This is a genomic window from Clostridium sp. (genome assembly GCF_047777555.1).
GTDB lineage: Bacteria > Bacillota > Clostridia > Clostridiales > Clostridiaceae > Clostridium_H.
Window position 1 is genome coordinate 420895 of the sequence record NZ_JBKEEV010000002.1, and the last position, 12003, is coordinate 432897.

Here is a 12003-nt window from a genome sequence, read left to right on the forward strand (position 1 = left end):
ACAATTTCCTGCTTCTTCAATTATTTTATTAAACAAAAGTCGAGCTTTATTATGCTTATATTAAAAAATCACACAGAATGACGATAAGATTTCAATCGTCCTCCTGTGTGATTCATAACTTTGGACTATGATTTAAAACTCTAAACCGTAGCTCCACAGCACTTTTTATATTTCTTACCACTTCCGCATGGACAAGGATCATTTCTTCCTATTTTCTCTTCTCTAACTACAATCTTAGAAGCTCTCCATGCTTTTGTGATTTCTTTTCTCTTTTCTTCAGAGAATATTCCATCCCATTGAGGAAGGTTGTATAGATAGTCTGCCTTAGCATCTAGCATATTAAAATATAGCTTTTCTAAATCTATATTTAATTCTACTTCTGTATCCTTTTCAATATTCTCTATATCTAAAGGTGCCACAAGGCTGTCGTTAATTCCATCTAAGAACCCTACAAAAAAATCTATAGGAGTATCAAATTTAGCTGCTAATTCCTCTACTGTTCCCTTAGGAGATTCTTTATGATTAGCTAAAATCTTAGCATATATGTTTTTTTCCATATCTCCATACTCTTTCCAAAAAGCAGCCTCGCCTTTATGTTTTACATAATCTATAACCATATTTGTCCAATCCTTGTACAAACTCATCTTACATTCTCCTTCTGTAAATTATATTTACCCGTAATTATTTATTATTATAATAAAATTTTATTTTCTTTTCAATTCCAATTATTTCTTTATTTTAGATATATCTTCCTCGGCAAAAGCCTTAGATATATCATAATTTCCACCTAAAGAATCTACACTTTTATTATTAATTAATATTTTTACCTTGTTAATAGAACTTAGTTGAGTTAATGATAATACAATACTTCTTAAGCAAGCTTCTTCCTTAGCTGTACTCATCTTATATTTCGCTTCTTTGCTTAAATTTACATATGCAATGCCATCTTTAATTGAAAAACTTATAAGCTTGGTATCCTTATGAAATACAGGCTTTAACTGGCTTTCAACAGAAGGCCCTTTTATAAGCTCCTGCATTATAATTTCCCCTATGAGTTCTTCTTTCTCTAGTATTCTTTCTTCTTTCAATACTTTTACTTCATTTTCACTTTTAGATCCATCAAAATAAACATCTAAATTTATGCAAGTTTCATCGGAGTTAGGTAATTTTAATGTCTTTAGTTTCTTATTATCCTTTACTAAGTCTTTATTTTTATTGCCGCACCCTAAAAGAATAAAACTTAAAAAAACAGTTGCTAGTATGATTAAAAACAGCCTGTATATTTTTTTCATACCATACCTCCTCCTTAAAATTCTATATAATTACTTGGCATGTCTCTTTTAGCCATACCAATAAAAACATCCTCATTCACTTTTATGCCTTCTTCTCTAAGCACACTCACTACTGTTTCATATGCTAGCTCTGGATAATTGTTAATCTTGCTTAAGTGTCCCAGAACTATTCTTCTGCAACTATTTTTTGTCATACTTACTATGGCCTTTCCACAATCATAATTAGATAAATGGCCAACATCACTTAGAATTCTTCTCTTTAAAGGATATGGATATGGTCCGAATTTTACCATCTCAACATCATGATTACTTTCAAGCAGAATAACATCTGAATTTTTTACGTTTTCTTCTACTTCCTTCGAAAAATATCCAAGATCTGTGGCTATGCTTACCTTATTTTTCCCACAGCTAATAGTATAACCTACTGGGTCAGCAGCATCATGAGGTATTGAATAACTACATATTTGCATATCTTTTATATTAACACTAGATTTGTCTATTATTCTTTTATTTTCTTCTTTAATTTTTCCTATACTTTTCTCCATACCCTTCCATGTAAGCTTATTAGCATAGATAGGTATATTGTATCTTCTTGATAAAACTCCTACACCTTTTACATGATCACTGTGTTCATGGGTTATAAATATACCATCTATTTTACTAGGATCCTTTTTAATTGATGATAATGCACTTTCTATGCTTTTTCCTGCTAATCCTGCATCTATTAATATACTTCCATAATCTGAAGATATATATATACTATTTCCACTGCTTCCACTATACAAAGGACAAAATATCATCGTGCTTTCTCCATTCTAATCCTAAAGTCTATTCATCTTTAACTCTTATTATTTTTGCGCCTAACTCATTAAACTTCTTTTCTATATATGGATATCCTCTATCTATGTGCTGTATGCTAGTAACTTCTGTAACTCCTTTAGCAATAAGTCCTGCTATAACCATAGCAGCTCCTGCTCTTAAGTCTGTAGCCTTTACTTTTGCTCCTGTAAGATGTGGAACTCCTTCAATAATAGCTAAATTACCTTCTACACTTACTTGAGCTCCCATTTTCTTTAATTCATCAATATGCTTAAATCTGCTTTCCCATATGCTTTCATTAACTATGCTTCTTCCTTTTGCTATGCTCAAAAGTGCAGTCATTGGCTGCTGTACATCTGTAGGGAATCCTGGGTATGGAAGAGTCTTTATATTTACTCCTCTTAAATTTCCGCGGCTCTCTACAGTTACACTATCTCCATTTTCTGTTACTTCAACACCCATTTCTATAAGCTTTGCTGATATAGATTCTAGGTGTTTTGGTATAACACTATTTACTGTAACTTTTCCTCCACAAGCTGCAGCAGCAATCATGTATGTACCAGCCTCTATTTGATCTGGTATAACACTATAATTACAGCCAGTTAGTTCTTTAACACCATTTATTTTAATAACATCTGTTCCAGCGCCTTTTATATCCGCACCCATACTATTCAAAAAATTAGCTACGTCAACTATATGAGGTTCTTTAGCTGCGTTCTCAAGTACAGTTTTTCCCTCAGCAAGTGCAGCTGCTAGCATAACGTTAATAGTAGCTCCAACACTAACCACATCAAAATATATATTAGCTCCTACTAATCTATCTGCTTCTACAATTACTGCACCATGTTCAATTTTTACCTTTGCACCTAGCGCTTCAAATCCCTTTATGTGCTGGTCAATAGGTCTAACCCCTATAGCACATCCACCAGGCATTTCTACCTTTGCTCTTCTAAATCTTCCAAGCAGTGCTCCTATCAGATAGTAAGAAGCTCTCATTTTTCTTACATCATCTGTATCTGCATTACTGTTATTTATACAGGTACTATCTATTATAACTGTATTTTTATTCTTAGTTATTTTAGCTCCTAAGCTTTCTATAATTTTCTCTATACAATATGTATCACTAATCTGAGGTATATTGTCAATAGTACAAACACCTCTACTTGCCATTATAGCCGCAGGTAAAATAGCCACTGCTGCGTTTTTTGCTCCACTTATTTCTATCTCTCCATTAAGAGGTCTTCCTCCATAAATAATCAACTTTTCCATATGATTATCCATCCTTACTATCTTTTTTAGTATTTTATTTTTATAAAATATGGCATCAAATATTTCACAAAGTCTATTATAGCATAATACTGCTGATTTTTAATACCTATTTTTTTTATATTGTTATAGTATAACTTTGATTGTAAACTAATATATTCGCTATTAGGATTAACCTGTAAATAGCCTATGTATACTTTAAGTATACATGAATATGCTAAATGTGATATAATAACAGTAAAAATTGTTTTATTGGGGGATTAAAATGAAATATCATTTAGTTGCCTTATTTGATAAAGAATCTAATAAGCTTATTGAAACAACTCAAAGGGATTTATGTCGAAAATATAGACTTTACAAAACAAATCAACAATTTTATATACATATTCAAACAATAATTAACCCTGATATGGATAAACTTGATAAGATTGTTACAGACACTTTGGCTCCTTATAAGAAATTTAAGGTGCAAATTAATCCTAAATTTTGGTTTGATAAATCTCTAAAAACTATCAATTTAAGGGTAGAACATAGTGGATATATAAACAGAATTATTCGTAATATTACAGATATTCTTATTTTAAATGGATTTAATATACAAAACGATCCTAATAAAGAATTATATATGCCTATTGCAAATTCTAATTATTCTATTAGAAAAGCACTAAATGAGGATTTGCCTACAGCGTTTACTTCTAAAAGTGAAGATATATGTTATGATTTTGCTAAGGTTAACCGCATTGAACTTTGGAAACCTATCAACAATAAAAAACAAATTCTAATAAAAGATTATGTTTTAAGAGATTACTAGACAAAATAATTTCGTATCAAATCTACAAGTTTTGATATGAATTTATTTTTTGATATTTTTAAATGTAAACGTTTTGTTAATCTTTTAATATTTCTGAAAATATTATAAAATAATTCTAGTATGAAATTTAGAGAAAGGCGGAAACCTTAATGAATTTACATAATGATTTACATAAGTTATTCCAGTTACAGCATAATCTTGATAAAAGAATTTTAGAAGAACACCATTTACAAAATGAATCTCTGTTTTCAAAGAAGATTTTAGCTCTTCAGGTAGAGATAAGTGAGCTTGCTAATGAAACTCGTTGCTTTAAGTTTTGGAGTAATAAAGGACCTTCTCCTAAAGAAAAAATACTTGAGGAATATGTAGACTGCCTGCATTTTATACTTAGTATAGGTCTTGATAAGGATTATTGTGACATAGATGTTGTTTGTAAGGGTGAAGATACTGAATTAACTAAAAAATTTCTTAACCTGTACATAGATATCAACGATTTTGTAGTTTGCTCATCTAGAGATAACTACAAAACTTTGTTTGAAGATTTCTTATGTGTTGGACATGACTTAGGTTTTACTTTTAAAGAAATTGAAGACGCCTATTACCATAAAAATGCTATAAATCATGTAAGACAAGATAATGGATACTAATATATAAATTTATAATAAGTTAATTTTTAATGTTAACCTTCTGAGAATAATATAACCTATTATTTTAGGGCACACTATCCTTGGAGGGTGATTTTTTATGTTTGGACTAATATGTTCTCTCCTTGCAGGTCTTTTTATGAGTCTTCAAGGTGTTTTTAATACTCGCCTCAGCGAAAAAATTGGACTTTGGGAGACAAATACAATAGTGCAGGGAATAGCTTTTGTTTTAACACTAGTAATAATGTTATTTGCAGGAAAAGGTAATATAAAAAATATAGGAGAAGCTAATAAGCTTTATCTTCTTGGTGGTCCCCTTGGCGCTGCTATTACTCTTACAGTTATGTGTGGAATGGCTAAATTAGGTCCTACCTATGCAGTAAGCGCCATATTAATTGCCCAACTTATTTCTGCTGCACTAATTGAAGCCTTTGGTCTTTTTGATTCCGACAAATCCAACTTTGGTATGTTTAAAATAATTGGGGTGGCTTTTATGCTCTTAGGTATAATAATATTTGAATGGAAAAAATAGAGATTCCTTGATTCTCTATTTTTTATTGTTAACATTTCCTCTCTAATATTACTATATTATATAATAGAGTAATATTTCAGGAGGATATCTATGTTTTCTTTAAAAAACAAGTTAGATATAAATTTAAAAGATGCCTTAGAAAATAAGCTCTATAAAAATTATAGGGTTTTAATACATTGTAAATCTCTCCAAGACAAAATCGAAAAAAAGCTTAAGGTATATAGATGCGATGTCATACGTTCAATTCCATCTGTAGGATGCATATGTGCTAATGTTTCTCCTAATGTCATAGAAAGGCTTATTGAGTATCCTGAGATAAAATATATTTGTTTTGATAATTATGCTATCTTATGCGGCAGCAGTGTACTTTCGGCAAACGGAGTTAAATTCCAAAATAAAAGCAAATTAACAGGTAAGAATGTATGTATAGGAATTGTAGACAGCGGAGTATATCCTCATCCAGATTTAAAAAGCCCTTCTAATAAGATTTTAAACTTTTTAGACCTTATAAATAATCTTAAATATCCTTATGATGATAACGGCCACGGAACCTTTATAAGCGGTCTTATTGCTTCCAGCGGCTATAGTTCTAACGGAATGTATAAAGGAATAGCTGAAGATAGTAAAATTTATATGATAAAAGCTTTTAACAGTGCAGGAAGAGGTTTTATATCCGACATATTATTTGCTATAGATGCTTTAATAGAAGAAAGCAGTACCTGCAATCTAAAAATAATATGCCTTCCTTTTGAACTATTAGATTATAATAAGTTCTATCTTTCTCTATTTTCAAAGCTTTTTGAAAAAGCCATAGAAAAAAACTTGGTTATTGTGGTGCCAAGCGGTCATAATACCAATGTGGAAAATTCTATGAGAGGAATAGCTCTTTTAAAAAATTGTATAACCGTAGCTGGTATAGATACATCAGGGGTAAAAAAGCCTTATTTGAATTCTTCTGCTGGGTCTGGCAGCAAGCTTGAAAAGCCAGATTTATCTGCTGCTTGTGTAAACATATGCTCTTTAAACTCTGATACATCCTATATATCTGAAAGAGATGGACAAAAGCTATATCCTCGTGTTATGGATAATCCTTACACCACCTATACAGGTACATCCTGTGCAGCTGCTTATATAAGCGGTGTTTGCGCCTTATTATATGAAAAGAATCCTAATTTAACATATAAAGATGTGGTTTCTCTCCTTAAAGTATCCTCTACTTTTCTAAACATACCTAAAAGCGTACAAGGATCAGGTATTATAAATATTAAAAAATTACTTTCATAATACTATAAAATTATTTTAAGCATAAAAAAGATGTAAGAATTATCTACGCCAATTCTTACATCTTTTTTATTTAGCTTTCTGCAGTCTTCATTTCTATTACTTTTTTCTCACCTTTAGATTTATTTCTTTTGAAAATATAATCTACAATAATAGCTATAGCCCCATCTCCTGTTACATTTGTGGCTGTCCCAAAGCTATCTTGTGCTGCATGCAATGCTATCATCAAGCCTTGCTGAGGTTGAGTGAATAAAAGCATATCTTGTAAAAGTCCTAAGGATGCCATAACTCCTCCACCTGGTATTCCTGGTGCCGCTACCATTGTTACTCCCAGCATTAATATAAATGGAAATATTACTGCAAATGTTGGATTTTGTCCATTCATTAACATAACTCCCATAGAAGCTAACACTAATGTTATAGTATCTCCTGCTAAATGAATTGTTGCACATAGTGGAACAACAAAGTCTACAATTTCCTCTGAAACTCCGTTTTTCCTTACACATTCTAGGTTTACCGGAATAGTAGCTGCTGATGATTGAGTTCCTAGTGCTGTAAAGTATGCTGGAATCTCATTTTTTAAAGATTTAAATGGATTTTTTCCACTTATAGCTCCAGCTACCCCATATTGAACTATGATGTAAGCCACTTGAAGTAATAATAATATTATATAAACAGATGAAAATGTCTTTAAAGTTCTAAATATTTCTCCTGCAACTGTAAGTTTTACAAATATTCCTGTTATATATACAGGTACAAAAGGTATGATTATATTCTTTACTGCAAGTGTTACTACATCTTGAAAATCCTTTACTGCATTAAGAAGTGTATTCCCCTTTATATATGACATGCCTATTCCTAGCATAAACGCCATAACAAGTGCTGTCATAACTCCCATTACTGGATCTATAGTTACTGAAAAATACGGCTTTAGATCTACAGCTGAACTTTTAGCTACTTCCCCTGCCTTTATTACCTTAGGAAGTATAGATGCTCCAAGCAAATATGCTGCTATTCCTGCTATTATAGTAGAAACATATGCTATTGCTGTTGTTATAGCTAACAGCTTTCCAGATCCATTTCCTAAATCTGCAATACCTGGCGCAACAAATCCTATTATTATACAAGGAATGATAAACGTTAAAAAGCTGCCGAATAAGCTTGAAAAAGTAACAAGTATTCTTGAAAAGAAATAAACTTCTGTGTTCTTTGATACAATTCCAATTATAATACCTAATATTATTCCAATAACCAATTTGGGTAAAAGCCCCATCTTTTTCATATAAATTCCCCCCTTTTATGTTGTTGTACTCACACAGAAAACATTTGTATTCAATATAAATACAGTAAGATATTAACACCTTCTTCTTCATTTGTCAATAAAAATTTAATTATATTTATTTCTCATATTATTTACAAAAATTAAAAGAACTAAGCAATCTAAAACTGCATTGCCTAGTTCTTTTCTAAATATTTTTAACCCTTAACATTCAACTTCTAACTTTTAGTTTGTGCTTCTAACTTGTAACATTGAGTTTTTATATAACTCTATCTTTGCCTATAAAACATAATGATAACATTCCTGCTCCTGTATGAGATGCTATCACAGGCCCTACATGATTTATTAAAACCTTTTTTACATTATATTTTTCAAGAATCATCTCTTTAAGATAAAGAGCATCAGAAAGACAATCCCCATGGCTTATACCTACAACCAAATTTTCTGTATCTATAATATTTTCTTCAAATTTATCTATAAGAGATTTTATAGCTTTTTTTCTTCCCCTTATATTGCTTAAATTTTCAAGGTTTCCCTCCTTATCTATATATATTAAAGGTTTTATCTGAAGAAGAGTTCCTATATTAGCCTTTGCACTAGAAAGTCTTCCACCTCTTTTTAAATGAATAAGGTCTTCTACTATAAACCAATGATGAAGTTTTAATTTATTCTCCTCCACCCAATTTACTATCTCTTCTTTTGATGCTCCATGGTTTAACATTTCTACAGCAGTATATACTAGAATTCCCTCTCCAATAGAAGCGCTTTTAGTATCTATTACCGTTATATCTGCTCCTTCTATCTCTTCTTCAATTGTTTTTTTTGCAATACTGGCACTGCTATAACATCCGCTTATCTTAGAGGACATAGATAGATGAATTATAGATTTTCCCTCTTTTGCATACTTTCTAAATAAATCTTCAAATCTATATACATTTATTTGAGAAGTAGTAGGCATAGCTCCATTTCTTAATTTACCGTAGAACTCTTCGTATGTAAGAGTTTTACCAAAATCGTCTACATATTCCTGCCCTTCTAAATGACATATCAATCCTAAAGCTGGTATATTATTTTTTTCAACATATTCTAGCGGTAAATCACTACTTGAATCTGTAGTTACAATAGTATTCATATTTATTATAATCCTCCTTAATAACTCCTATATATACCTACTTAATAGTTCTCTTCTTAACCAATCTAATGCCCTCATAACTGTCATGTTTCTTATTTTCTGCCTATTTCCCACTAAATGCAGTTCTTTAGTCTTAACTTCTCCCTTTATATAAAGACCTACGTACACAAGTCCAACAGGCTTTTCTTCAGTTCCACCTCCTGGGCCTGCAATTCCTGTTGTAGATATTCCTATATCGCTTCCTGAAGAAAGAGCTGCTCCCTTAGCCATTTCTGCTGCTGTCTCACTGCTTACTGCCCCAAAGTCTCTAAGGGTTTTTTCCGATACATTTACTCTCTTAACCTTAGCTTCATTAGTATAAGTTATAAACCCTTCTTTAAATACTTTAGATATTCCTGGATAATTTATTATAGCACCGCCTAAAAGTCCTCCAGTACAGGATTCTGCTGTGGCTATAGTTAAATTATTTTCAACTAGAATTTTTCCTACAACCTCTTCTAATGTAATATCTCCTTCTCCATATACTGAAATTCCAAGTCTTTCTCTAATTTCTTTTTCAACTGGAATGATTAGTTTTTCGCATTTTTCTTCATTCTCTGCCTTAGCTGTAATTCTTAAAGTAACCTCACCTTCTTTAGCGTAAGGTGCAACTGTAGGATTCTTTGAATTTTCTAAAATATCGTCTATAATTTCAGCTACATTGCTTTCTCCTAATCCTATAACTCTAAGAGTTTTTGACACTAAAATACTATCTTGAAATTTTTTTAGATATGGAACTAGACTCTCCTCAAACATAGGTTTCATTTCTCTTGGAGGTCCAGGAAGTACGGCTAATATCTTATTATCTTCTTCTATTATACATCCTGGTGCTGTACCATTTTTGTTCTTCATTATAATTGCATCTTTTGGAAAGAATGCTTGCTTTTTATTGCTCTCCGCCATAGGCATGTTTATTCTTTTAAAATAATCCTCTATTTCTTTTAGTGATTCTTCATGAAGAACTGCCTTCTTTCCAAAGTATTCAAATGCTACTTCCTTAGTTAAATCATCTTTAGTTGGCCCAAGTCCTCCTGTAGTTATTATAAGGTCTGCTCTTTTAAAGGCTAAATCATAAGCCTGCATTAGCCTCTCTGGATTATCTCCAACCACTGATTGATGGTATACCTCTATACCTAGTTCAGCTAATCTGTTTGCTATATACTGAGCATTGGTATTTACTATATTACCTAACAATATCTCTGTGCCTACTGCTAATATTTCTGCTCTCACTATTTGCCCTTCTTTCCTTTTTAAACATAGTGCTTTAGTCAATAATTATTATATCAAAAAAACAATAGATATATATATAATCTATTGTTCAAAATACGACAGTAAACTCTCTTCATTATGCTATTCTGATTTTTTCATCTAATATAATAAGTTCGTAACTATATATCTTATCCTTTATAAATGCACTATTCTTAGCAACCTCATTTGCTTCTTTCAGGTTCTTTACCTTAAATAAGAATGAACCTCCATTCCTATTGATGTATCCTCCACCTATTAAATACTTATTCTCTCCATCAACTTTTATCTTTGTTATATGTGCTCCTGTACACTTTTCACTCTTGTCCTTACCTTGAATGGAATAATTCACCCTAACAAAAAAACTGCCATGTTCTTGCATAAATGTACCCCCATCTATAAAATCGTGCAAATAACTACATGATTCGATTATATAGAACATTTGTTCGATTGTCAATATACCTTTTCATTTATTTCAAAATAGTATATAATCTACTATATCAGAAATTTGATTCAAGTGAATAAAAGAGGTCATTAAAATGAGAATTGTACCTATTGAATGCGTGAAAGATGGATGTTGTCTTGGAAAAACTATATTCGACAACGACGGAAGAGTACTATTGAGAGAAGGAGTTAGGCTCAATTCAAAACTTTTAAAAAGAGTTCAAAACCTAGGTATATATTCAATTTATATAACCGATGAATATAGTGAAAAAGAGATAGAAGATATAATTAAGCCAGAGATAAGACAAAAATGTATAAAGGTAATTAAAGATACTTTTTCAAATATACATAACTATGTTTCTAATAGCATTTCCCCTAAAGTATCCAGTAATGATATTAAAAAAAGTGTATCGTATTCTTCCTCCATTAAAGAAGTAGCTGAAGATTTGTTAGATGAAGTACTCGGCCGAAAAAACATAATGATAAATTTAGTTGATATAAAGAGTATGGACAACTATACCTATCAACACTGCGTAAATGTTAGTATAATAGCCCTAATCATTGGAACCCAACTCAAATTAAGGAAGTCAGAACTTTTAGATTTATGCGTAGGTTCACTTCTTCATGACATCGGTAAAGTTTTTATTCCCAAGGAAATCTTAAATAAAAAAGGACTATTAACTTCTAAAGAATTTCAAATTATAAAAACTCATTCAAATAAAGGTTATGAATATTTAAAAGGGAATCTTGAAATTTCCCCTCCAGCTAGAGTTGTAGTGCTGCAGCATCACGAAAAGATAAATGGTACTGGCTATCCTGATGGAAGGCATGGAGATGAGATAACTAAGTTATCTAAGATAACAGCCGTAGCTGATGTATATGATGCTCTAACTTCGGACAGGCCTTATAGAAGAGCTATGTCCCCAAATGAAGCTCTTGAGTATATATTTGCTAATGGAGGAACTCATTTTGATTATGAGACAGTAAGAGCTTTTTCCTCTGTCATAATTCCTTATCCAGAAGGAACTATAGTGGAACTTAATAATGGTGATATTGGAGTAGTAGAAGAAATTTGTCCATACTATCCTTTACGTCCAAAGTTAAAGTTAATAAAAACTAAGGATGAAGGAGATAAATATAGAAAAGGAACTTTCATAGATCTTGTAGAAGAGTTGAACCTAGTAATTCAAAGAGTAGTATATGAAATTTAAAAGATAAG

At 31.3% G+C, this 12003-nt stretch carries 13 protein-coding genes; 5 read left to right on the forward strand and 8 right to left on the reverse strand.

Annotated elements, in window-relative coordinates:
- Positions 1–140: 140 nt before the first annotated feature.
- The 4 genes from ACFWTK_RS05300 to ACFWTK_RS05315 all read right to left on the reverse strand — a co-directional run bounded on the left by ACFWTK_RS05300 (position 141) and on the right by ACFWTK_RS05315 (position 3380).
- Positions 141–644, reverse strand: a complete 504-nt coding sequence (locus tag ACFWTK_RS05300) for an SEC-C metal-binding domain-containing protein (RefSeq protein ID WP_415875049.1) — start codon at positions 642–644, stop codon at positions 141–143.
- A gap of 81 nt (positions 645–725) precedes the next feature.
- Positions 726–1292, reverse strand: a complete 567-nt coding sequence (locus ACFWTK_RS05305; protein WP_106023830.1) for a GerMN domain-containing protein — start codon at positions 1290–1292, stop codon at positions 726–728.
- Positions 1293–1306: 14 nt separating this feature from the next.
- Positions 1307–2092, reverse strand: a complete 786-nt coding sequence (locus ACFWTK_RS05310; protein ID WP_415875050.1) for an MBL fold metallo-hydrolase — start codon at positions 2090–2092, stop codon at positions 1307–1309.
- 28 nt (positions 2093–2120) lie between these two features.
- Positions 2121–3380 (reverse strand): UDP-N-acetylglucosamine 1-carboxyvinyltransferase, encoded by a 1260-nt coding sequence (locus ACFWTK_RS05315; RefSeq protein WP_415875051.1) that lies wholly within the window; start codon positions 3378–3380, stop codon positions 2121–2123.
- Positions 3381–3642: 262 nt separating this feature from the next.
- On the opposite strand from ACFWTK_RS05315, the gene ACFWTK_RS05320 reads away from it, so the two are divergent.
- The 4 genes from ACFWTK_RS05320 to ACFWTK_RS05335 all read left to right on the forward strand — a co-directional run bounded on the left by ACFWTK_RS05320 (position 3643) and on the right by ACFWTK_RS05335 (position 6648).
- The gene (locus ACFWTK_RS05320) at positions 3643–4188 is read left to right on the forward strand and encodes a 2'-5' RNA ligase (protein ID WP_415875052.1); all 546 of its coding nucleotides are present in this window, start codon (positions 3643–3645) and stop codon (positions 4186–4188) included.
- Positions 4189–4337: 149 nt separating this feature from the next.
- Positions 4338–4835, forward strand: a complete 498-nt coding sequence (locus tag ACFWTK_RS05325) for a dUTP diphosphatase (protein WP_415875053.1) — start codon at positions 4338–4340, stop codon at positions 4833–4835.
- Between the two features lie 97 nt (positions 4836–4932).
- The gene (locus ACFWTK_RS05330; RefSeq protein WP_415875054.1) at positions 4933–5364 is read left to right on the forward strand and encodes a DMT family transporter; all 432 of its coding nucleotides are present in this window, start codon (positions 4933–4935) and stop codon (positions 5362–5364) included.
- Between the two features lie 90 nt (positions 5365–5454).
- A complete protein-coding gene (locus ACFWTK_RS05335; RefSeq protein ID WP_415875056.1) occupies positions 5455–6648 on the forward strand; it encodes a S8 family serine peptidase in 1194 nt (397 codons plus the stop codon).
- Between the two features lie 70 nt (positions 6649–6718).
- On the opposite strand, the gene ACFWTK_RS05340 is transcribed toward ACFWTK_RS05335, so the two are convergent.
- The 4 genes from ACFWTK_RS05340 to ACFWTK_RS05355 all read right to left on the reverse strand — a co-directional run bounded on the left by ACFWTK_RS05340 (position 6719) and on the right by ACFWTK_RS05355 (position 10722).
- Entirely contained in the window at positions 6719–7927 is a 1209-nt protein-coding gene (locus ACFWTK_RS05340; RefSeq protein WP_415875057.1) for a dicarboxylate/amino acid:cation symporter, read from the reverse strand.
- Between the two features lie 256 nt (positions 7928–8183).
- Complete coding sequence (locus ACFWTK_RS05345) at positions 8184–9056, reverse strand: DegV family protein (protein ID WP_415875058.1); 873 nt, start codon at positions 9054–9056, stop codon at positions 8184–8186.
- A gap of 27 nt (positions 9057–9083) precedes the next feature.
- Positions 9084–10325 (reverse strand): competence/damage-inducible protein A, encoded by a 1242-nt coding sequence (locus ACFWTK_RS05350; protein WP_415875059.1) that lies wholly within the window; start codon positions 10323–10325, stop codon positions 9084–9086.
- 115 nt (positions 10326–10440) lie between these two features.
- The gene (locus ACFWTK_RS05355) at positions 10441–10722 is read right to left on the reverse strand and encodes a hypothetical protein (protein WP_415875060.1); all 282 of its coding nucleotides are present in this window, start codon (positions 10720–10722) and stop codon (positions 10441–10443) included.
- Between the two features lie 157 nt (positions 10723–10879).
- Between ACFWTK_RS05355 and ACFWTK_RS05360 the strand changes: the two genes are divergently transcribed.
- The gene (locus ACFWTK_RS05360) at positions 10880–11995 is read left to right on the forward strand and encodes an HD-GYP domain-containing protein (protein WP_415875061.1); all 1116 of its coding nucleotides are present in this window, start codon (positions 10880–10882) and stop codon (positions 11993–11995) included.
- Positions 11996–12003 lie beyond the last annotated feature (8 nt).